This is a genomic window from Larkinella rosea, assembly GCF_003858635.1.
Classification (GTDB): domain Bacteria; phylum Bacteroidota; class Bacteroidia; order Cytophagales; family Spirosomataceae; genus Larkinella; species Larkinella rosea.
The window spans coordinates 815972-838939 of the sequence record NZ_RQJO01000015.1; the positions used below are offsets into that span (position 1 = coordinate 815972).

Sequence of the window (22968 nt, forward strand, 5' to 3'; positions counted from 1 at the left end):
TCATAACCATGCAGAAATCTTACGGCTTTTTGTTAAGCGGTTTTTTACTGTCGGCAGTTGCCTCTGCACAGCCCGTTGCCAAACTTCCTGAATCAAAACTAACCCGGACGGAAGTCGAAGCACCCATGCGGTTTCTGGCGTCCGACGAACTTCAGGGTCGGCGGACGGGCGAACCCGGTAATCTGGTGGCGGCCCGGTACATTGCCGAGCAATTCCGGGCGCTGGGTCTGAAACCGGTAGCTGGTCAAACCGATTATTACCAGAAAGTGCCTTTCCTGCAAACGAAATCGGTTATGTATGCCCGACTGAAAATTGGGGCTGATTCGCTACAGGCTGGGAAGGAGTTCGTGGTCGTTAGCGGCAAAGAAACTCACCTGACTGCCGAAACCGTTTACGTGGGTTATGGACTGACCGAAGCCGCCGATGGGTACAATGGGCGCGATGTTCGGGGGAAACTTGTCGTAGCGCAGGTAGGTTCGCCGGAGGCCACGACCAACCGGGGCTTGCTGGCGGCATCGGAGCAGAAACGAAAATTGGCCGCTGAAAAAGGAGCGGTGGGGTTACTTGAGCTCTACACGAGCGGAACCTATCCGTGGCCTGTGGTGACCCGCGCTTTTCAGGGCGAACAACTGTCGCTGGCGGCTTCCACGGAACTGCCGACGCTGCTGCACCTTTGGGTCGATAATGGGAAAAACCAGTTGGCCAAGCTGAAAGACGCCAGCCAGACGGTTTCGATCCAGACTTCGGGCCGGTCGCAGCGGATTGTCGATGCGGTTAATGTGGCGGCTGTGGTGGAAGGAACCGATCCGAAATTGAAAAATGAGTACGTTTTATTGTCGGCCCATTTCGATCATGTAGGTGTTGGCAAACAGGGCGGCCAGCCGTATACGTCGGAAGACAGCATCTTCAACGGCGCGCGCGACAATGCCTTCGGAACGGTGGCGTTGCTGGCGTCGGCCAAAGCATTACAGGCCCAACGGCCGAAGCGGTCGGTATTGATTCTGGCCTTGACGGGTGAAGAACTCGGTTTGCTGGGCAGTCGGTATTACGCCGAACATCCGCTGGTACCGCTGAAACAAACAGTTTTTAACCTGAACAGCGATGGGGCGGGGTACAGCGATACCACCATCGTTTCGGTGATGGGATTGGAGCGTACGGGTGCCAAAACCGAAATCGAAACCGGCAGCAAAGCGTTTGGGCTGGGTGTTTTTGCCGAACCGGCTCCCGAACAAAACCTGTTCGATCGCTCCGATAATGTCAATTTTGCGATCAAGGGAATTCCGGCGCCCACGTATTCGGCCGGTTTTAAGAAGTTTGATGCGGATTTATTCAAATATTATCACCAGGCAGCTGATAATCCGGATACAATCGATTACGGCTATCTGCTCAAATTCTGTCAGGCTTATGCGTATACGGCCCGACTGATTGCCAATAAACCGACGCGTCCGCAGTGGATCGCCGGTGACAAATACGAAGCTGCCGCGAAAGCGCTGTACGGAAATTAACGTATCGATGAGCTTTAGTCCGTAGCAGCATCCGAATTTGGAAAGTATGCTACGGACTAAAGTCCATCGATACGTTTGTTTAATAATTCCGGCCTACGCCGAAGCTATAGCCTAGGGTGAAGCTAAAGGTTGAATTCCCGAACCAGGGGGTTGCATTTTTGCTAACGTTGGTCAGACCGAGTGTATACCGGGCATCGATCAGAAACCGCTGGCGGCTTTTAACTTTGAAATTGGCCTGAAAACCGGCCGTTCCACCTAAATCGACGGTTTCGAACTCGTCTTTTGTATCCGAATCAGGATAAGCCGTACCCTGGTTGATGGATTTGGTTCGTTTGGCACCCATCAAAACTCCTAAAGAAGGTCCGATGAAGAAATTGGGACGGAAATTTCCGCTCAAATTCAGGTAGTAACGGGCCACGACCGGGATTTCCAGGTAATTCAGGTGCTGAACGTGGCTGCTCCGATCGCCGGGATTATCGTATTTGGCGCCCCGTTGCGAATACAGAACGTCCGCTGAAATACCGAAGTGGTTGATCGAACTGTAACTGACAAAACCGCCCGCCACTAAACCGACCTTTGCATTATAATAATTATCATTACTGCCGTACAGACTCGAGACATTGACGCCAAGCCGTGGGCCGGCACTCCAGCGTTGCTGCGCCAGCAGGGTGGAGGCACTGGTCAGCAGAAAAAACATACCAAATAATAATCCTCTTTTCATTGTGCAATTTAGTTGAGCCATTTGCGTATAGTGGGGTTGATTAGCACTAGATACAACTGCGCTTGTCGTTAAATGTTTTTTAATGCGCTAAAAGGCGCAAAGATAACGGTTTCACCAAAACCACGAAGCTTTAAAACGCCCGCACAATCGGAAATACATTCGCGGTGTATCGGAGAGTCGAACGGAGTCCAGGCTTTCAAAATCCTATTTTCCTTCTCGATAATAAAAGGGGGGGATCGCTAATTCAGATGAAATGCGCTGATTTTTTAGCTTTTCGCTCTGGTTAATTGTTCGGATAATCGGTTGGCTTCCCGGATCACTTCCGGCGGATATCCGTTCAATTCCAGAATGCGAATGGCGTTTCGGGTTTGAAGATCACCTTCTTTGAGTTTGTAATCGAACACGATCTGATCATCCTCTACAATTTCGGTAAAATGATATAAATCAAACGTGTCTTTCAAATAACCGGTCAGTTCGACATCGTGCGTGGATACAAAAACAAGGTGCGGGCCTTTGTTCAGGAACGTCAGCACGGCTTTTCCGGCCGAAATCCGCTCCACGGTATTGGTGCCTTTGAAAAGCTCATCCAGTAAAAAAAGGGTTTGGATTTCCGACCGGGATTCGTCAATCAGGGCTTTGATTAACTGGACTTCTTCGAGGTAATAACTTTTCTCGTTCAGCAAATCATCCGTCACCCGAATCGTCGAAAAAACGCGCAGGAAAGGCATGGTAAATTCGGTTGCCAGACAAGTGTTCAGGCTTTGGGCCAGGATGACGTTGATTCCGATGGTGCGAATAAAGGTGGTTTTGCCCGACATATTGGAGCCGGTTAGCAAAACCGATTTATCGGCCAGCGTCATGGAGTTGGAGACGGGATTGGGAATGAGCGGATGGTAAACATCGCGAACGATCAGTGTCTTTTGGCCTTTGCTGAATTGGGGCTGGCAGGAATAGACCAAACCTGCCCGCAACGAACTGATTGAAAGGGCGGTATCGATCAGGCCAACGTATTGAAAAACCCGGTCTATATCCGTCCGTTTGGAATCCAGCTTTTTCAGGACGTGAAAAAGGATTAAGGGTTCGATTAAAAATAACGCCTTGAAAAGCTCCGTGATGACTTCCAGCAACATGCCCACTTCACTCTGCAGTTTGGATTCCAGTTTGAAAAAAGACATAGACGAACTCACTTCATCCAGAATCCGGACGGACTGATTCAGGTCGTCGGTTTCCGGCTTGAGCGGTTCGTGTTTGAGCAGTTCCTGCGCAACCTGGTTTAAGCGAAGCAGTTGGGGAAAAGAGGCAATGTATTGGAACAGATTATTCTTGTTCCAGTAATGAATACTGTAATTGATGATCAAAATTCCAAACAGCCACAGAAAAGCGGGCGGATAAAAGGGAAGCAGTACGAGGAAAAACAGGCTTAGAATGGGGAGGAGCTTCACGGCCCAAAACCAGTGGGGCGGTTCCAGATGCGGTTTTAAAAACAGGGAAGGTATATAATAGGCATTCGGGTGCGAAAGACCGGAAAGGGACACGCCGATCTCTTCCCGGAGACTGGAATCGTTCGAAAAAACGGTGGTTATTTTTTCCAGAAACCGGGTTTTGGCTTCGTTAAAATCAATGGTTCGCAGCCGGGCGTATAAATACTGCTGACCTACTCTGGAAACCGTCCGGTCGACGAACATAAATACTTCGTCGAAATCCAGATCCTGGCAGGTTTTGTCGGAAATACTATGATCGCTGCTTTTGGGGGTGCGGTTTGCGAAGAATTGCTCAATCCGGGAAAAATCGAAAGACTCTGATTTGGGTTTGCCGTAACTCGCTTTCAGCGCGGCCTTTAGTTTATCTGTGGATTGAAACATTCGATTTGATTTTCACGCACCTTAAAACACCATATCCTGTTCGGCAAACTGCGCAACGGGCTGGCCATTGCGAATGAGCGGTTTCCAGCGCGGGCCTTCGCGAATCAGCCGGATAGCTTCCTCGTCGCAGCCATATCCCAGCGATTTGATAATGGAAAACTGACTGACTGAACCATCGGGCGCCACCAGAAACCGGACGCGGACGGTGCCGGAAATGCCTTTTTCTTTCGCTTCGGGCGGCATCCGGCGGTTTTCATCCAGATACGATTTAAAGTTCGCGGGAGCCGAGGGCGCCGAAGTCAGGGCGGTTTTTGCCGGAGCCATTCGGGTCCGACTGCCCGCTGCGTATTTCTTCGCCTGAGCGCCATACCCCACGACAACAACTTCGGATAATGCCTGCGTATCGGGTTTTAATTGGATTGAATCAGTACGGGAATGACCAGCCAGAATTTCCTGTTGGAGGTATCCAATGGAAACGAGTTGCAACGTATCGGTTTTTCGAACCCGGTTTAGCCGGAAACGACCTGATGAATCCGTGACAACTTGCTGATCAGTATTTTTGGCTCGTACCAAAACACCCGGCAGGGGGCGTTTTTCTTCGTCAAAAACCCGTCCGCGCACCGGTTGATCGACGATTTTTACGGAACGCATTCTATCCCCTGGAACTTCAAAAGACTGCGGATGGGATGCAGCCGGAGCCGGGGCGGGTGAAACCGCCAGCAGATTATCTTTGGGTATAATCAGGCTGTCTCTGGCCGGGACGGGTTTGTTGTTGGGCAAAACAGGCTCGGCGCTTCGGGCTAAGAGCGGAGGTTGGGGTTTCGCCGGTTGGGCCGGAAGCGCTTCCTCAACAATCGGGTTTTCGACCGGTTTTTCGGCTAAAACCGCATCTTTTTGCGCCGAAATCTGGGGCGCGGGCGCACTGACCATACGCTCCGGTTGTTCCGATCGTTCCTGCATCTTTACATACAAACCGATGCTTAACACCAGCACGACCGAAGCTGCGGCTGCGGGTATCCAGATGGGCAAGCGCTTCACTTTTTTATCGGCAACCCGGTTTTGCAACCGCTCGTGCAATTCACCCGAAATCCGATTTAGCTCGGCGGGGTTCTGCCCGCTGGCTTCCAGACCTTCCAGTGCCTCGGCATACAGCGGATTTTCCAGCAACAGACGTTCCACCCGGTGCTGTTCGGCAGCGGAAAGTGCCTTGTCGCGGTAGTTGCGCAGGTCCTCGGCGGTCAGGTGGTCGTTATGTTGATTCGGTTCAGTCACGGGTTTTTTCCATGCAGATTTTCAGATTCCGTCGGCCGTTTTGCAGCAGGCTTTTGACGTGTTTAAGATCGTAGCCCGTCAGTTCGACAATGTCGGCGTAGGTTTTCTGGTTCAGGTAAAACAGCGAAATGCTGGTGCGTTGTTCCTCCGATAGCGTTTTCAGGCAATCGTCCAGCTGGCTCAGCTTTGTTTCCAGATCCAGCCCGTCGGTTTCCGGCCAGACCGTCAGCGGCATTTCAATTACTTCGGCTTCGTCACCCACTTTGCCCGCAACGGTTTTTCGTTGCCGCAACTGCATCAGGCAATAATTGCGGGCGGTCGAATGCAGCCAGCTCTTAAAATGCTGAATTTCGTATTTACGCACATCCGTAATCAGTTGTTCGAATAACTGCATCACCGCGTCTTTGCTTTCTTCCTCATCGCGCAAATACTTGTAACAAACCGCATAGACCAGATCCATATACCGCTCATACAACGCGCCGAGCAACTCCAGATCGCCCGTAGCCTTATAGTCCGCGATATACTCGGCGTCGGTAACGGGTTTGGGTTTACGGAATCGCTTAAAAAACATACAGTTGAAACAGCTTCCCCGCAACTTACAAAAAAAAGTTTCGGTGCCGTATGGAATTCGAAACGAGGCTGCATCAATAGGAGAAAAAAGACTCCTTCATTCCATACAGCCATGCGTACCATTTTTTCAATTCTGATTCTCGGACTCTTATTCGTATCGACGATTCGGACCAACCGCACCATTACGGGCCGCGTTACCGACGCCGTTTCCAACCTGCCGCTGCCGGGCGTTTCCGTTGGATTTAAAGGCGCTCTGGCCAACACCACTACAAACGCCGACGGCCGTTACACCATTGCCATTCCCGACGGACCGCAAACGCTCATTTTCAACTCGATCGGTTTTCTGAAAGCCGAAGTAAAAGTGACCACCCAAACTGTGGTCGATGTTAAACTCAACGCCGATGTCCGGGCGCTGGAAGAAACCATTGTAGTCGGCTATGGAACGCAGTCGAAGCGGAGCCTGTCGGGCACAGTTGGGGCCATGTATCCGGGCCGGAGAGCCGCAGCGGTGCCTACCTTTCAACGGATGTCGGTACCCCGCCCGAATACCGAAGACTATACCAAAGTGGAAGAAAACGGTTTTAAAAATGCACAACACCAGCCGGTTACGACGTTTTCGGTCGATGTGGACCGGGCGGCTTACGGCAACATCCGGCGGTTTTTGAACGGCGGAAATCTGCCCCCCAAAGATGCCGTTCGGATTGAGGAAATGGTGAATTATTTTGAGTACGACGATCCGCAGCCAACCGGAAACGATCCCGTTGCCGTGAAAACCGAGTTATCCGAATCGCCCTGGAATCCGGGTTTGCAACTGCTCCGCATTGGTTTGCAGGCCAAAAGCATTCCGACGGGCAACCTGCCCGCTTCAAACCTGGTTTTTCTGATCGATGTATCGGGCTCGATGGACGCCGACAATAAATTACCGTTGGTCAAAACCGCTCTGGGTTTGCTGGTCGATCAGCTCCGCCCGCAGGACCGCGTGGCGATTGTAGTTTACGCCGGTGCTGCCGGTTTGGTGCTGCCTTCGACGCCGGGCAATGAGCCGCAAAAAATCAAGGATGCGATCAGTCAACTGTCGGCGGGCGGTTCGACGGCGGGGGGCGAAGGCATTCTGCTGGCCTATAAAGTCGCGCAGGAAAACTTCCGCAAAGACGGCAACAACCGCGTCATTCTGGCGACCGACGGCGATTTCAACGTGGGCGCTTCGAGCGATGGTGACATGCAGCGGCTGGTGGAGGAAAAACGCAAATCGGGCGTTTTCCTGAGCGTACTTGGTTTTGGGATGGGCAATTACAAAGACAACAAACTTGAAACCTTATCGGACAAAGGAAACGGCAATTACGCCTATATTGACAACTTGCAGGAAGCGCAGAAGGTGTTCGGAAAAGAATTTGGCGGAACGCTGTTCACGGTCGCGAAAGATGTGAAACTGCAACTGGAATTCAATCCGGCGCGGGTGAAAGGCTACCGGCTGATTGGCTACGAAAACCGGATGCTAAACAACGAAGATTTCCACGACGACAAGAAAGATGCCGGTGAGATGGGCTCAGGACATACGGTGACGGCCTTGTACGAAATCATTCCGGCGGGTGTGGAAAGCAAGTATTTGCAAAAAGTTGATTCGTTGAAATACCAGCGGCAGGCCATTCCGACTGGTAACGAAAGTGAGTTGCTGACGTTGAAAATCCGCTACAAAAAACCGGATAGCGAAACCAGTCAGTTGATGAAGCACGTGGTGAATGACCAGTCGCAAAAGTGGGACAACACCTCCGCCGACTTCCGGTTTTCGGCTTCGGTGGCCGAATTCGGCCTGTTGCTCCGCGACTCGGAATTTAAAGGCAGTGCGAGCTACAAACAAATTGTCACCCTGGCGAAGCAGGCACTGGGCCGCGATCCGGAAGGCTACCGTGGTGAGTTTGTCCGGCTCGTAAAACTGGCTGATTCCCTGTCGAATGGCTCGGCGGTAGCCAAAAAAGAGGAGTAGGAATAAACCGCATTCGCTTACAAAACCGGCACAATTTTCGACAATCGTGCCGGTTTTTTTGTTCGTTTGCGGGCATTCAACGATTTTTACGAAATGTCTTGGAAACTGCCAGCCGACCTCTTTAAATTTTCGCCCGACGACGACGATTTTCCCAACGTTTATTACTTCGTTCAACAGTTTGGCGTCTTCCCGAATCAACTTATCTGCCGTAGCCAGTTTGAATTAACGTTACCTGATTTCCTGATTCAGCAACAATTTGTCAAGGTTCACGAACGCACGGAATTGTTTACCAAACAGGAAGAACACTCGTTCTGGTCGCATCCGGAGGGAATTCTGTTCCGGCTGCATTACCTGCCCGCCATGAAGGCATATTCGGTCGTGGGAGGGTATTCCAGCCGCGATGTCCTTGACCGGGTTTTGACGGGACTCAATGCCTACAAAATTCCCGATCCCGACAGTTCGATGGGTAAGGTTGGGCTCATTACGCAGCAGTATAACGAGCTGGTGGTGGAAGAAACCCAGTTGAAGTTGCTGCCGCTCGAACTGGAAAAACACTACAACGACGATCTGCTGCCGGTCTATGACAAATTAATTGACCGCCTGAATACCAACGGCGAAAAAGGGCTGATCATTCTGCACGGAAAACCGGGAACGGGCAAAACCAACCTCATTCGCCACCTGACCACGCAGCTTTCCAAGCAGGTGCTGGTGTTGCCGCCCCAGTTGGTGGAAGTCATGACGCAGCCCGGTTTTATTCCGTTTCTGCTCGAACAGCGCAACTCGATTCTGGTCATTGAGGAAGCCGAACAGGTCTTGATGGACCGCGAAACCGATGTTCGGAACGCGGCCGTTTCGAATCTGCTGAACCTGACCGATGGGTTGCTGGCCGATTGTCTGGCCATTCAGATCCTCTGCACATTTAATACGGATATCAAACGACTCGATCCGGCGTTGCTCCGAAAAGGGCGGCTCATTGCCCGCTACGAGTTTGGCGAACTGGCCGCCGAAAAAGCCAACCGTCTGCTCAACGAACGCCAACTCGAATTCCGTACCGACAAGCCGATGACGCTGGCCGACATTTACCACCTGGAAGAAGAGGTTCATTTTGCCAAAAAAGAAAACCGTACGATTGGTTTCTAGCCCCTAACGATGCACACGGTTTATTTCTTGCTCGGGGCCAATCTGGGCGATCGGGCGGCTACGCTGCAACGCGCGCTCGAAGCGATTCAGATCGATCTGGGACCGGTTTTACTGCAATCGTCGCTCTACGAAACCGCAGCCTGGGGGGTAACGGAGCAACCGGCTTTTCTGAATCAGGTGCTGAAAGTACTGAGTGTTTTTCCGGCGGAAGAAATGCTGGAAAAAACCCAGGCCATTGAAAACCGCCTGGGTCGCGTTCGGCGCGAAAAGTGGGGCAGCCGCGTGATCGACATCGACCTGCTTTACGTCGACGAAACCGTGTTGAACAGCGAAAAACTGACGGTGCCGCATCCATTTCTCCACGAACGGCGGTTTACGCTGGTGCCGCTGTCAGAGATTGCGCCGGCATTCGAGCATCCGGTTTTTCACAAAACCAACCGGCAATTATTAGCCGAATGCCCGGACAAGAGCGACGTCAGAAAATGGGTTCCTTAGGCGGGTTTGGCCGGGCTGCCCAGCTTATTTTTCGGCCAGCGCCTTCAGCTTGTTCAGCCCTTTGTCGAACTCTTTGCCGAGCATGCCGTCCATCATTGGCGACATCACATTCATCGGATAAACCTGCTCGCCCGTCATTTTCCAGGTAACTTTCGTTGCGTTGCCTTCGTCCGCCAGCGTAAAATAAACCTGCCCGACCGACGCAAACGGTTTTTCAAAACGAACTTCGTTGTGCACCAGTTCGCCCGGCTGAATCTCTTTGATTTCCTGTTCGCCCTTGCCAATGTCGTCATTACCGTCCCAGGCATACGTCGAACCCACCGCGCCGTCGGTACCGGCATACGTCACCTTGGCCTGCGGATCGTAGTCGAGCCAGGGCGACCATTTTTCCTGATTGCGGAGCGTGCTGACCAGCGTGAAGACCTCGCTGCGGGGCTTGTTGATGACCACCGAACGTTCGACGGCGTACTCTTTGGACATGACGAGGCCAAGGCCTAAGACGATCAGTATCAGCGCCACCAGGACGATACCGATGATTTTGAGGATTTTCATAATTGCCAAAAAGAGAGGTGAGATTCGGTACCTAATGTAAGCATTAGTCCGTAGGAAAAGACAATCTCCGACTTAAATTTTCGGCAACAGTTTTGCAGATTTACTCGATGACTTTGGGTACCTGAAAATACGCATCGGTTTTCTCGGGAGCGTTTTCCAGCGCCTGATCGCGCGGGAGCTGATGCCCGACAACGTCTTCGCGCAGGGCGTTGAGTTCCGCCGAAATATGCGTCAGCGGTTCCACGCCGGACGTGTCGATTTCGTTGAGTTGCTCCATCCACGTCAGCACGTCGTTCAGGCTCTCAATCAGCGGTTGCTCTTCGTCGGGCCGGACTTCGAGCCGGGCGAGGTGCGCAATTTTATGCAGGGTTTCGTGATCGACTTTCATAGGCTAGTTCATGGCAACACGGGTCGGCTGGTTCATCAGCGACTCGTCAATGATGCGGTACGTTTCTTCTTTCAACCGTTCGATGTCGGCCTGGGTCAATCCTTTCGTTTCGATGGGCGGATGCACCACCGCCCGAATGGGACGATAGTACATCCGAAGTTTTTTCTTGTCCGGAAAAATCTGATAATTATTCAGCAGTGAAATCGGCACAATCGGCACCTGCTGCTGAACCGCCATCGTAAAAGCGCCATCCTTAAACGGGTGAAACATTTTGGGCGGTTCTTTGGCCTTGATGCCGCCCTCCGGGAAAATCATGATGCTCCGTCCGCCTTTCAGCGTCCGGATTCCTTTCGACAGCGAATAGGCCCGGCTGTTGGCCTGGCTCCGGTCCACCTGAATGTGCAGTTTGGCAAACATATACCCGAACAGTGGAGCGCGTTTCACCTCACTTTTGCCCACAAAAGCGTAGTAGTTCCGGATAATGACGCCCATTACGGCAATATCCAGGTACGAAAAGTGGTTGGCGCAAAACACATAGGTCTGCTTTGGATCGGGGCGAAACCGGTAATCGACGTGAATCGGCATCCCGATGACCCAGAAAAATAACCGCCCCCAAACGTAGTTGACTTTGTGCGCGTAGGGTTTCCATTCTTCCCGCTGTAGAAAAATGAACATCAATGGAAACAGCACAATGAAAAGTGCCAGAAACCAGAAACCGCACCAGATTGTGTATAACATCTTAATGTTTGAAATGCCGGACGCCCGTGGTCACCATGGCCATGCCGCGCTGATTACACGCGTCGATACTATCTTTGTCGCGGATCGAACCGCCGGGTTGGACGACCGCCGAAATGCCCGCTTCGCCCGCGATTTCCACGCAGTCGGAAAACGGGAAGAACGCATCTGACGCCATCACCGCACCTTTCAGCTCGAAGCCGAACGTATGCGCTTTTTCGATGGCCTGCTTGAGCGCATCGACGCGGCTGGTTTGTCCGACACCGCTCGCCAGCAATTGGCCATCGTTGGCCAGCACAATCGTGTTCGATTTGGTGTGTTTACAGATCTTGAGCGCAAATTCCAGTGCTTTTAGCTCGTTTTCCGTTGGCGCTTTTTCCGTTACGGTTTTGAACTGATCGACGGTTTCAACCTGGCTGTCTTTATCCTGTTCCAAAACGCCGTTGAGCAGTGTCTTGAACATTTTCGGACTGAATTCGACCGGTTTGCGTTTCAGCAGGATCCGGTTTTTCTTGGAGCTGAGTAAGCTCAGCGCATCCTCCTCAAAAGCCGGTGCAATCAGGATTTCCATGAACAGTTTATTCAACTCCTCCGCCGTCGCCAGATCAACCGTTGCGTTGGTGATGATCACCCCGCCGAACGCCGAAACCGGGTCGCAGGCCAGCGCGTTCAGGTACGCTTCCTTCGCGGTCGGGGCCGTGGCAACTCCGCAGGCATTCGTGTGTTTGATGATGGCGAACGTCGTGTCGGTAAATTCGTCGATCAGGCTGACGCAGGCGTCGACATCGACCAAATTATTGTAGGATAATTCCTTGCCGTTTAACTGATCGAACAGGGCGTTCAGATCACCGTAGAACGTCGCTTTCTGGTGCGGATTTTCGCCGTACCGCAGCGATTGGGCCGGAAGCTTACGGAAGTCATCGGTCGCCGTCGAGCCCGCAAAATAGTTATGAATGGCCGTGTCATAAGACGACGTCATGGCAAAGGCTTCCTTGGCAAACCGGCGACGGTCTTCCAGGTCCGTAGCGCCTTCCTTTTCCGTCAGCAAATCCACTACATCGGCGTATTGGCCGCGCGACGAAACGATCAGCACGTCTTCGTAATTCTTGGCTGCCGCCCGAATCAGCGAAATACCGCCAATGTCAATTTTCTCGATAATGTCTTCGTCCGACGCACCCGAGGCTACGGTTTCTTCAAACGGATATAAATCAACCACCACCAGGTCGATCGGGTTGATGTCGTGGCGGCTGGCCTGGGCCACGTCTTCGGCCAGATTCCGGCGGTAGAGAATACCGCCAAACACCACGGGATGGAGCGTTTTAACCCGCCCGCCAAAAATGGAAGGATAACCGGTAATGTCTTCCACGGCCGTCACCGGGATGCCTAATTGCTCGATAAACGTCTGGGTTCCGCCCGTTGAATACAACAAAACACCGTTCTGGTGCAGGAGACGAACCAGCGGCTCCAGCCCGTCTTTGTAATAAACTGAAATAAGCGCAGATTGAATGGTCTTCGACATGAAAAGCAAGATTTTCTCCGCTGAACTCCTTTTTCTCCGCTTAGCTCCGCGAAATAGCTTTCAAACTGTTTCGCGGAGCTAAGCGGAGAAAAAGGAGTTCAGCGGAGGATTAAGCCGCAAAGATAACCGAAAGGTTCGGAACGGAGAGTTTTGATTGGGAATCAGTTTGTAACTTTATAAAATTCTTTCCAAAAACGAGGTATGGTTACGGACGAAAAACCCACGAAACCCATTCCGAAACTGAAAGGACTTCCGTTTCTCGGCAGCACGCTCGATTTCGCCCGCGATCCGCTGGCGTTTCTGACCGGTTTGCAGCAAAAGTACGACCGGCTGGTGCAGTTCGACGCCGTGGGCCGGTTGATCACGCTGACATTGACGCCCGAAGATGCCAGATACATTCTCCAGGAAAACAACAAGAATTACGTCAAAAGCGCGGCTTACGATGTATTGAAGATGTTTCTGGGCAACGGATTGCTCAACAGCGAGGGCGATTTCTGGCGACGCCAACGGCGGCTGGCCCAACCGGCTTTTCATAAACAACGGCTGGCACTGCTGGTAGATGGCATGAACCGCGAAACCGCCGGGTTAATGGCCAGCTGGAAAAACCGGGATCTAAGCAAACCGCTCCTGATTTCGGAAGAAATGATGCAACTGGCGCTGGCCATTGTGACGCGCTCGTTGTTCAGTTCGGACGTAAAAAACCACCTGGAAAACGTTTCGGAGGCCATTACGACCATCATTCAAACCGCTTACAAGGAGATTTTTAATTTTTTTCCGGCGACGCGAAACTGGCCCACGCCCCGCACGATCCGCTACCGCCGGGCAGTTCGGAAAACGGAAGCGATTATATACGAAATTATCGAAAACCGCCGGCGCGAACCGCCCGAAACCCGGCACGACGATTTGCTGGGCATGCTGATGGAAACCCGCGACGACGAAACCGGTGAGCAGATGACCAATCAGCAACTGCGCGACGAAGTAACGACCATTTTTATGGCGGGCCACGAAACCACCGCCAACGCACTGTCGTGGGCGTTTTACCTGCTGGCCAATCATCCGGATGTTACCGAAAAGCTCAGGGAAGAAATAAACATGGTGCTGGGCCCGACCGATCTGCCGACGATGGAGACCTTGCGCGAACTGACGTATGCGACCCAGGTGATTCAGGAGACGATGCGGCTGTATCCACCCGCGTGGATTTTTGGTCGCCAGCCGCTGCATTCCGACCAGTTTGGCGACTACCGCGTTGAGGTTCCCAAAGCCGATGGCATGTTGATTTGTCCGTATTTGCTGCACCGCGACCCGCGTTACTGGGAAAAACCGGAGACGTTCGAGCCCGAACATTTTCTGCCTGAGCGGGTTAAAAACCGGCCGACCTACGCCTATCTGCCGTTTGGGGGCGGGCCGAGGCTGTGTATCGGAAATAATTTTGCGATGATGGAAATGCAGATTGTGCTGACGTTGCTGATCCGGGAATTTGATTTTCTGCCCGCTGACTCAAAAAAGGTGGAAGCAGAACCGGGCATTACACTGCGGCCAAAAGGTGGTTTGCGGTTGCGGGTTCGGGCACGCCATAAGGCCGGATCGCCCGTGTCGTGAGATCGAATTGTACTTTTAGCCTGTTTTCCCTATTTTTGACCGTTTTTATAAGCAGACAATAACTAACTCACACACGATGAGAGAAATACAATTCCGCGAAGCCCTACGCGAAGCCATGGTTGAAGAAATGCGCCGGGATGAGAAGGTCTTTCTGATGGGCGAAGAAGTGGCTGAATACAATGGAGCGTACAAAGTCAGTCAGGGCATGCTCGACGAGTTTGGCCCGGAGCGGGTGATCGATACGCCCATTGCCGAATTGGGTTTTGGCGGTATTGGCGTGGGTGCGGCCATGAACGGTTTGCGGCCCATCGTCGAATTCATGACGTTTAACTTTTCGCTGGTTGCCATTGACCAGATTATCAATGGTTCGGCCAAAATCATGTCGATGTCGGGCGGGCAATATTCCAACCCGATCGTGTTCCGGGGACCGACGGGAAACGCCGGGATGTTGTCTTCGCAACATTCGCAAAACTTCGAAAACTGGTTTGCCAATACGTCCGGTTTGAAAGTCGTCGTTCCATCGAATCCGTACGATGCCAAAGGCTTGCTGAAATCGGCGATTCGGGACAACGACCCGGTTATTTTTATGGAATCGGAATTGATGTACGGCGACAAAGGCCAGGTTCCGGAAGAAGAATATTTGATTCCGATTGGCAAAGCCGACATCAAGCGCGAAGGCAACGATGTAACGATTGTATCGTTTGGTAAATTCATGAAAGTGGCTTTGCAAGCCGCCGATGAACTGGCTCAGAAAGGTATTTCGGCGGAGGTGATCGACCTGCGTTCGGTTCGCCCGATCGATTATGCAACGATCATCAATTCCGTTAAGAAAACCAATCGCTGTGTGGTGGTTGAAGAAGCCTGGCCGCTGGCGGCTATTTCGTCGGAACTGACGTACAACATTCAGCGCAACGCGTTCGATTACCTCGATGCCCCGGTCATTCGGGTCAACAGCCTGGATTTGCCGCTGCCCTACGCGCCAACGCTGATCGAAGTCATTCTGCCGAATGTTAAACGGACGTTGCAGGCTGTGGATACGGTGATGTACAAAAAATAAGTTCAGCTTACTGTGACATAAAAAAACCGGGAGCTTCCTCCCGGTTTTTTTATGGAATTTACTGTTTATCCCACCAGACACGGGTGTCCTGATTGTCAGGGCCTTGTCGGCTGAGTGCTTCCGCCTGGTTGGCTTTATTGACCGATAGCTCGGAATCCGGGTAAGTAATCCGGTTGATAAAATTCCCCTTGATTTCTTTGCCGGGATACGGATTCGGCGTCAGTTTCGGAAAACCGCTCCGCCGGAAATTGGCGAAAACCTCCGGCCCATTCAGCAACGACGCTACCCAGTACTGCGTATTGATCATTTCCAGTCCATTTGCCGCCACATAAGGGTTTTTCTGCAGATAGGCCGTGATCGCGGCCGCCGGAACTGCCGACGCAGCGTCGACATCGCCCAATTGCTGCATGTGGGCCGTTACGCCCGCTGCGTAATAGTCAGCCGCGCTACCCGTCGTCCAGCCCCGTTGTACCGCTTCGGCCAGCAGCAGATTGGTCTGAGCGGCCGTCACCATAAACGTTGGCGCATCCAGTTTCGCCAGACGCGTCCGGTCCAGTTGGGAATAATCGTAGAAGCTTGCCAGTTTATCGGCAATGGCCTGCGCCGGAATGGTGCCGTTGTCGAAGCCCATCGGCATTCCGATCTGAACGGCCGGATCGCGGTTGGCTTTGGCGGCCGTTTGCTCGGCCCCGCTTTTGGCTCCCACATACCGGACCGCGATCGACGCCAGCCGGGGATCGGCATTCGTCGCGAGATAGTTCACAAAATACCGGGTGAGGTATAAGTTGGCCGCTTCCGTCGAGTTCAGCATCGTTCCGACCGGGTTCTGGAAATTGGCGTTGTTGCGAACCATTCCATTGTCGGCATTCGTGGTAATCACCCCACCCGCGATGGCTTTCACCACCGTAGCCTGCGCCAGGGTCGGATTTACTTTGGTCAGCCGCATACCGGCCCGTAACAAAATAGAGTAGCCAAATTTCTTCCATTTCGCGATGTTACCGCCATAGATGATATCTCCGGCTTCGGTCGGTTTGTTGGCATCCAGAGCCGCCGATGCTTCCGTCAATTCCTTGATGATGTCATCGTAAATGCTCTGCTGGGTGTCGTATTTGGGCGTCACATTGGCGGACAGAAAACCCTGCCCCGCTTCTTTATACGGAATGTCGCCGTAGGTGTCGGTCAGCACCATGAACGCATAGGCTTTCCAGATCCGGGCCATGTGGTACAGGTTGGTGCGGTTGGGATCGTCTTTCGTCTTGGCCACCACATCGACCAGGTACCGGATGGCATCCCGGTAATACCGTTGCCAGATTCCCGTGTTGGGGCCGGTGGGCCCCCGGTTGTCGACGTTAAAGTTTCCGCCCGCCAGTACCCCGGAGTTCGGCGAAAATACCTGCTGCACAATCGGATGCTCGAATACCATCGTCGAACCGGGGAAGGTGGTATTGATCATCGCGTTATTGAACGTAAAAAGCGGATTGAGCGAGGTCGCTGCCGTGGGGTTGATGTTAATCTCGTCGAACCCTTTTTCGCAACTGCTGACACCGACCAGCAAGGCAATGAATGGTATATAAAAAAGAATCTTTTTCATGAATTTCAGTTTATGGTATTCGGTTTTCGGTATTCGGTTTTCGGCGGCTGACGCATTGCAAATGAACAATTAACAATGAATGTAATGCGTCAGCCACCCGAAAACTGTGAACTGAAAACCGTAAACCGAATACGGTTTTTAGAATCGGACATTGAGGTTAAAACCAATACTACGGGTCGTGGGTAAACCCGTCGATTCCAGACCAACCAGGTTGTCGGAGCTAAATCCGAATTGTTCAGGATCGATGTTGGGTACCCATTTTTTAAGAATAGCGACGTTGTTTGCCACTGCGTTCAGCCGAATGCCTTTGATAAACAGATTGCCCGGGAGCATTTTCGTAAAATCGTAGCCAATCGAGATCTGACGCAGTTTCCAGAAACCGGCATCGTAAACGACCTGTTCCCCCAGACTCTTGGAACGTCCCACCGAGTAGTAATCCTGCACAAAAGCCCGGACCGTGTTGACTTCGCCTTTTTCATTCACACCCACGCCCACCATTTTGTTGTCGGCTTCACCCCGGCCCACCAGCGTTTCTTTCTGCAAGCCGTGGCGGAATGCGTTGAGGTTCGTACCCGAAATCATCTTGCCACCCAGTTTAAAGTCGATCAGGAACGATACATTGATGCCTTTGTAGGTGAACGAATTGGTAATACCGCCCATGTATTTCGGCAATGCGGAGCCGAAAGCTACGGGGGCTGGTGTCCGGACCGGTAGTCCATCACCCCCATGAACCATCCGACCCTGTGCATCCCTGACGTACCCGAAGGTATACAATTGGGCCAGCGGCTGGCCAACCACATGACGGAGGTCACCAACGTAAATCCCGTTCCCAACCACAATCTGTTCGCCCGCTACATCAGTCAGAAGCCGGAGCAGCTTGGTCTGGTTATATGAGCCATTCAGGGTAATGTCCCAAGAGAAGTCTTTCGTGCGGAAAGGGGACACATTGAGCAACGCTTCAAAACCCCGGTTTCGGCTTTGGCCGCTGTTAATCAGCGTGTTTGTGTAACCGGAAGCGTCAGACGACTGGGCGGCCACAATCTGGTCGCTGGTTATTTTGTTGTAGAATGCCAGATCCAGACCCACCCGGTTATTGAACATCTTCAATTCCAGACCTACTTCGGCTTCCGCCGTCCGGCTGGGTTTCAGCGTCGCACTGGGAACGGTATTCGACGTGATGTTACCCACCGGCTGACCCAGACCCGCGGGGTTCGGGAACAGGTTGGCACCGACACTGTAGAACAGGTTGTTGGAATAGGGCGCTACGTCGCCATCGCTCCCCACTTCGGCGTAGGCGCCACGCAGTTTACCAAAATTCAGCCAGTTGGGAAGATTTTCGAAGGCTTGTGAGAAAACGAAGCTACCCGTAATGGACGGATAAACCACGCTGCGGTTGCCTGGTGCCAGGGTCGAGAACCAGTCATTGCGGGCCGTCACGTTCAGGAACAGAAAATTGTTGTACGAAAATTCGGCGGCTCCGTAGAGCGAGTTCACTTTCCGTTCGCTCAATCCGTAGGTCGGATCTTTCACGCGGCCATTTTGCGGAATGTAAAGCCCGCGCACGATGAAGTCCGTCACCAGGACGCTGTTCAGGTCGCTCCGGCGATACAGCTGATTTCCCCCGACGGTTACATCGATACCAAATTTACCAAACGTCCGGTTTGCTCCAATCAGGAAATCGGTGTTGAGCTCGCGGAAACGGCGGGCTTCCTGCACGTAGTTCCCGTTGACAAAACCGGCCGGAGCCGCTGCCAGCGACGCCTGACCCGTCGGGAAGTTGTAATCCTGATCACGCGCCCAGAAATCCTGCCCAACCCGGCCCTGGAGGTACAGCCAATCCGTAAAATTGTAGCGGGCGGTCAGGTTGCCAAACAGCCGGTCGCGCCGGATATTTTCAAATTTCTGTGACATGACGAAGTACGGATTCGTCCGGTTTTGGAACCGTGACCACAAAAACTCGTTGCCGGTGGCCGGATTGATCTGGTTGGCTTCCAGCACATCGAGCGGCATGGAGTTCGCCAGGGTGTAGATAACCGTTGGCGTACTGTTGTCCTGCTGCGCAATCTGGGGCGGGTTTTTGTTGAATTCGTTGGAGTAATTGAGGGTTCCCGTTACCGTCAGCTTGGACGAAAGATTGTAGCTAAAACCGAGGTTGATGGTTTTCCGGTTGAAGCTGTTATTGGGCGTAATGCCTTTGTTATCCGTGTTGGAAACCGACAGGTTAAAACCGCCTTTATCGCTTCCCGACGACATCGAAACGGAGTTGGTCCAGGTCGAGCCGGTGCGGTAAAACCCTTTGATCCGGTTGCGAACGGCCTGGTACGGAACCGTTACACCGCCGAAAAGGACCTGTGTCATGCCCGGCTGGAACTTCTCACCAAAACTCCACACGCCCGACGTTGGGTTGGGAGCCGTGGGCCGAACGCCGTATTCGCCCTGACCGTATTCGTACTGATAATCCGTAAAATCCAACGGTGAATCGGTCGTGAAGTTGGTGTTGTAGACCACGCCAATGCCCTGGCCGCTGCCCTTGGTCTTGGTCGTAATCATGATGACGCCGTCTTTGGCCCGTGAGCCGTAAAGCGCGGCTGCCGTTCCCCCTTTTAAAACCGTCATGCCTTCAATGTCGTCCGGATTAATGGACGACAGGCCGTCACCACCGTCGGAATAGTTGGAACCCCGGTTGGCAATAGCACCATCGCTGCCGGTATTTCCGTTGTTCTGACCAAAGTTGGTGTTGTCGATCGGGACGCCATTGACCACGATCAGCGGGTTGTTCTGTCCGGAAAAGGAGGATTGCCCGCGAATCCGGATTTTACTCGTTCCGGCGGCTCCCGTACCCAGACTTGTGATGTTTACCCCGGCAATTTTACCCTGCAAGGCATTTACAAAATTGACGGTTCGGTTGGTTGTGATTTGCTCGGAGCTGACGTTGGCCGTGGCATAACCCAGCCGTTTCGCTTCTTTCTTAATTCCAAGTGCGGTTACAACTACTTCATTCAGGCTTTGAGAGCCTTCGTCGAGCGTGACGTTCAGGACGGTTTGGTTGCCAATCGGGACCTCCCGACCCTGAAAACCGATGGAGCTAAAAACCAGGGTGGCATTAGCCGGAGCGTTGATGCTAAATTTACCATTCGCATCGGTGTTGGTTCCCAACGTGGTGTTTTTGATCAGGACGGAGGCACCAGCAATGGGTATTTGGTCTTTACCGGAAAGAACGGTTCCGGTAACCTTTCGGTCTTGTGCCTGAGCCCCTGGAACCAAAAAGGCGACAAACCACACGGCCAGGAAACTACGTAGGAAAGTAGAATACTGCATAGAGGAAATGGATTAATAAAGATGGTAAAAGAGTAAAATGGTAAAAGAGCAAGATTATATAGAATATACCCGGAATTGCTTCCGGATCATAGACTTTTCTAATATGCAGCAATTTTTAGGATATAACAAGGCAATTTTTAGATATATTTTATCGGAATATTTTTTTTATGATTTTAATAATCGGTTAAATGCAATATAGCCACCTGTTAATTCCATGCGAATGGAACCGTTGCCGGACCATTTATTCGTTTCAATACATCATAGATTAATTCATGTAAAAAAATAGACGTACCCTTGCTTATTGAAGTGTCTTTCTATTACTTTCCACATAAATTCAGGTTTGTATCGGTTATTTTTCGGACAAGTTACCCAGGTTATTATTTAAGTAACACTGCTTTATGGCGAGATTAATCATCATTGACGATGAAAAAAGTATACGGGATGCACTTCGCGATATTCTGGAATACGAAGGCTACGAAGTCGATGAAGCCAAGGATGGAGAGGAGGGACTGGAACTGGTCAAACAGAACAGTTATGATGTGGCGCTTTGTGACATTAAAATGCCCAAGATGGACGGTCTTGAGTTGCTTTTAAAAGCAGCCGAGTTAGGGAAAGGTACCCAGTTTATCATGATTTCGGCCTACGGCAATATTGAAAATGCCGTGGAAGCCACCAAACGGGGGGCGTTTGATTTCATCATAAAACCGCCCGATCTGAACCGCCTGCTGGTCACGGTGCGCAACGCCATCGACAAGGCCAAGCTGGTCATGGAAACCAAGACCCTGAAACGGCGGATTTATAAACTCAACGAAATCGTGGGTGATTCCGATGCGATCCGTCGCGTAAAAGACACCATCGACCGGGTCGCACCCACCGAAGCCCGGGTGCTGATCACGGGTGCCAATGGTTCCGGAAAAGAGATGGTCGCCAAGCAGATCCACGAAAAAGGAAGCCGTGCCCAGAATTCGCTGATCGAAGTGAACTGTGCCGCTATTCCGAGCGAATTGATTGAAAGTGAGTTGTTCGGTCACGAAAAAGGCGCCTTTACCGGAGCCTCCGCCAAACGTTCCGGCAAATTTGAACAGGCCGACGGCGGCACGCTTTTTCTGGACGAAATCGGCGACATGAGTTTGTCGGCCCAGGCCAAAGTACTGCGGGCGTTGCAGGAAAGTAAAATTACCCGCGTGGGCGGTGACAAGGAAATAAAAATAAACGTGCGGGTTATTGCCGCAACCAATAAAGATCTGCGAAAAGAGATTCAGGACGGTAATTTTCGGGAGGATTTATTCCACCGGCTGAGTGTGATCCGGATCCATGTGCCACCACTGGCCGACCGGCGCGAAGATATTCCGCTGCTGGCCGAGAAGTTCCTGCACGACATCGCGGAAGAATACGGGGCACAGTCCAAAGAAATTACACCGGATGCGATGGCGTACCTTCAGTTGTTGCCCTGGACCGGAAATGTCCGGGAACTTCGGAATGTGGTTGAGCGGCTGGTTATTCTCTGTGGTGACGAAATCAATCGGAATGATGTCGAAATGTACGCTTAAAGCACCATCAGATTACAACCCCGAATATCGGAATTATCAAACCGCCCGATGACCCGAAACGCATCGGGCGTTCCTTTTTCGTATTGCCCCAAATCCTGTGTTTCAATGAAACTACAGGAATCCAGATTAGCGAGGTCGATCACGTTGATTCCACCCGTTAACCGCACCCGCCGACCGGAAGCTGCGGTTTGGTCGGGAAACGGATAAATACAAAACGGATCGTTCACGTCACGGAGCAGAATGCGCAGGGTAGGAGGGGCCCGGAAAATTCCGGCACCGGTCGAATAAGCCTGCGAAAGCAGTTCAGTCATGCCGTATTCGGAATGAATGGCCGCAACGCCTAACCGGTTTTTCAACAAATCGTGAACTTCTTCGCGCAGTAACTCCTGCCGCCGGCCTTTCATACCGCCGGTTTCCATGATGATCAATTCCGGGATCTGTTTCAGAAATGAAAAGTCGGTGTCGGATTCGGCCCAGTCGAGCAGCCCAAACGTCACGCCGATGAGTAACACCTTGCGGTTCGGTTCCGGACTGGCGGCCAGTTGTTGCAGCGTAGCCGTCAGATCGTCCGTATTGCGCAGAAAAAAACCAGATGAATCGGAGTCTGATTTTTCAATAAACCGCTGAACCATATACACCAACGACGAGTTATTTCGTTCAAGGTAAGACGGTAAGAGCGCCAGAATGTGGAAGCGGTTGAGCGGGCCATAAACCTGCTCAAAAATCTGCTGACTGACGGTGTCGTACCAGGCCGGATCCGGAACATAATGGCGACTGGTGACGGCCCCGGTGGTCCCGCTGCTTTCAAACGTTAACAGCTTGTCGGTAAGCGGTTCTTTCATTTCTTCCGAATGCGTCAAAACCGGATGTTGTTTGAAAAAACCGATCGGGAGAAACGGAATTTGATCGATGGTTCGTATCTTTTCCGGCTCAACCTTCCGATGTTGCAGGTAGGTACGGTAAAGCGGATTGAAATTCGCCTGATACCGGAAAACGTCCAGTGCCACCGAATCGAACGTGGAGCGGTTTGCTGACTGAAGCCGGAGAATTTGGTTCCGGAGGTCATTACGACTAGTTGAAGGCGACAAATCTGATTCAGGAAATGGGCTT

The 22968-nt window shown here is 52.1% G+C and carries 18 protein-coding genes; 7 read left to right on the forward strand and 11 right to left on the reverse strand.

What is annotated here, in order from left to right:
• Positions 1-8 precede the first annotated feature (8 nt).
• Entirely contained in the window at positions 9-1505 is a 1497-nt protein-coding gene (locus tag EHT25_RS29910; RefSeq protein WP_124879096.1) for a M28 family peptidase, read from the forward strand.
• A 79-nt stretch (positions 1506-1584) separates the two neighbouring features.
• Here EHT25_RS29910 and EHT25_RS29915 read toward each other — a convergent pair whose 3' ends face one another.
• The 4 genes from EHT25_RS29915 to EHT25_RS29930 all read right to left on the reverse strand — a co-directional run bounded on the left by EHT25_RS29915 (position 1585) and on the right by EHT25_RS29930 (position 5931).
• A complete protein-coding gene (locus EHT25_RS29915) occupies positions 1585-2226 on the reverse strand; it encodes a porin family protein (protein WP_229311842.1) in 642 nt (213 codons plus the stop codon).
• Between the two features lie 266 nt (positions 2227-2492).
• A complete protein-coding gene (locus EHT25_RS29920; RefSeq protein ID WP_124879097.1) occupies positions 2493-4088 on the reverse strand; it encodes a MutS-related protein in 1596 nt (531 codons plus the stop codon).
• 21 nt (positions 4089-4109) lie between these two features.
• Positions 4110-5360 carry an energy transducer TonB gene (locus EHT25_RS29925; RefSeq protein WP_124879098.1) on the reverse strand — a complete coding sequence of 417 codons (1251 nt, stop codon included), beginning with the start codon at positions 5358-5360 and terminating at the stop codon, positions 4110-4112.
• Positions 5353-5931: an RNA polymerase sigma factor gene (locus EHT25_RS29930; protein ID WP_124879099.1), complete on the reverse strand. Its 579-nt coding sequence runs from the start codon at positions 5929-5931 to the stop codon at positions 5353-5355. The genes EHT25_RS29925 and EHT25_RS29930 overlap by 8 nt, the downstream gene beginning before the upstream one ends.
• 111 nt (positions 5932-6042) lie before the next feature.
• Here EHT25_RS29930 and EHT25_RS29935 point away from each other — a divergent pair, with 111 nt between their 5' ends.
• The 3 genes from EHT25_RS29935 (at position 6043) to folK (ending at position 9549) form a co-directional block, all read left to right on the forward strand.
• Positions 6043-7914 (forward strand): vWA domain-containing protein, encoded by a 1872-nt coding sequence (locus tag EHT25_RS29935; RefSeq protein WP_124879100.1) that lies wholly within the window; start codon positions 6043-6045, stop codon positions 7912-7914.
• Positions 7915-8007: 93 nt separating this feature from the next.
• Positions 8008-9054 (forward strand): AAA family ATPase, encoded by a 1047-nt coding sequence (locus EHT25_RS29940; RefSeq protein ID WP_124879101.1) that lies wholly within the window; start codon positions 8008-8010, stop codon positions 9052-9054.
• A 9-nt stretch (positions 9055-9063) separates the two neighbouring features.
• Positions 9064-9549 (forward strand): 2-amino-4-hydroxy-6-hydroxymethyldihydropteridine diphosphokinase, encoded by a 486-nt coding sequence (gene folK / locus EHT25_RS29945; protein ID WP_124879102.1) that lies wholly within the window; start codon positions 9064-9066, stop codon positions 9547-9549.
• Positions 9550-9573: 24 nt separating this feature from the next.
• Here folK and EHT25_RS29950 read toward each other — a convergent pair whose 3' ends face one another.
• From EHT25_RS29950 to purH, 4 genes are all read right to left on the reverse strand, one after another.
• Positions 9574-10101 carry an SRPBCC family protein gene (locus tag EHT25_RS29950; RefSeq protein ID WP_124879103.1) on the reverse strand — a complete coding sequence of 176 codons (528 nt, stop codon included), beginning with the start codon at positions 10099-10101 and terminating at the stop codon, positions 9574-9576.
• Between the two features lie 100 nt (positions 10102-10201).
• Positions 10202-10489 (reverse strand): Asp-tRNA(Asn)/Glu-tRNA(Gln) amidotransferase subunit GatC, encoded by a 288-nt coding sequence (gene gatC, locus EHT25_RS29955; RefSeq protein ID WP_124879104.1) that lies wholly within the window; start codon positions 10487-10489, stop codon positions 10202-10204.
• Between the two features lie 3 nt (positions 10490-10492).
• Positions 10493-11227, reverse strand: a complete 735-nt coding sequence (locus EHT25_RS29960; protein ID WP_124879105.1) for a lysophospholipid acyltransferase family protein — start codon at positions 11225-11227, stop codon at positions 10493-10495.
• A 1-nt stretch (position 11228) separates the two neighbouring features.
• Positions 11229-12743: a bifunctional phosphoribosylaminoimidazolecarboxamide formyltransferase/IMP cyclohydrolase gene (purH, locus tag EHT25_RS29965; protein ID WP_124879106.1), complete on the reverse strand. Its 1515-nt coding sequence runs from the start codon at positions 12741-12743 to the stop codon at positions 11229-11231.
• Positions 12744-12944: 201 nt separating this feature from the next.
• Between purH and EHT25_RS29970 the strand changes: the two genes are divergently transcribed.
• Entirely contained in the window at positions 12945-14342 is a 1398-nt protein-coding gene (locus EHT25_RS29970; protein ID WP_124879107.1) for a cytochrome P450, read from the forward strand.
• Positions 14343-14400: 58 nt separating this feature from the next.
• Complete coding sequence (locus EHT25_RS29975) at positions 14401-15399, forward strand: pyruvate dehydrogenase complex E1 component subunit beta (protein WP_262707861.1); 999 nt, start codon at positions 14401-14403, stop codon at positions 15397-15399.
• A 58-nt stretch (positions 15400-15457) separates the two neighbouring features.
• Here EHT25_RS29975 and EHT25_RS29980 read toward each other — a convergent pair whose 3' ends face one another.
• Together EHT25_RS29980 and EHT25_RS29985 are read right to left on the reverse strand one after the other, a co-directional pair.
• The gene (locus tag EHT25_RS29980; protein ID WP_124879109.1) at positions 15458-16990 is read right to left on the reverse strand and encodes a SusD/RagB family nutrient-binding outer membrane lipoprotein; all 1533 of its coding nucleotides are present in this window, start codon (positions 16988-16990) and stop codon (positions 15458-15460) included.
• A 138-nt stretch (positions 16991-17128) separates the two neighbouring features.
• The gene (locus EHT25_RS29985) at positions 17129-20308 is read right to left on the reverse strand and encodes a SusC/RagA family TonB-linked outer membrane protein (protein WP_124879110.1); all 3180 of its coding nucleotides are present in this window, start codon (positions 20306-20308) and stop codon (positions 17129-17131) included.
• Positions 20309-20706: 398 nt separating this feature from the next.
• Here EHT25_RS29985 and EHT25_RS29990 point away from each other — a divergent pair, with 398 nt between their 5' ends.
• Positions 20707-21858, forward strand: a complete 1152-nt coding sequence (locus tag EHT25_RS29990) for a sigma-54-dependent transcriptional regulator (protein ID WP_124879111.1) — start codon at positions 20707-20709, stop codon at positions 21856-21858.
• On the opposite strand, the gene EHT25_RS29995 is transcribed toward EHT25_RS29990, so the two are convergent.
• On the reverse strand, positions 21855-22946 hold the full coding sequence (locus EHT25_RS29995) for a LuxE/PaaK family acyltransferase (RefSeq protein WP_229311843.1): 1092 nt from the start codon (positions 22944-22946) through the stop codon (positions 21855-21857). The two genes, EHT25_RS29990 and EHT25_RS29995, sit on opposite strands and share 4 nt — an antisense overlap.
• Between the last annotated feature and the right edge of the window lie 22 nt (positions 22947-22968).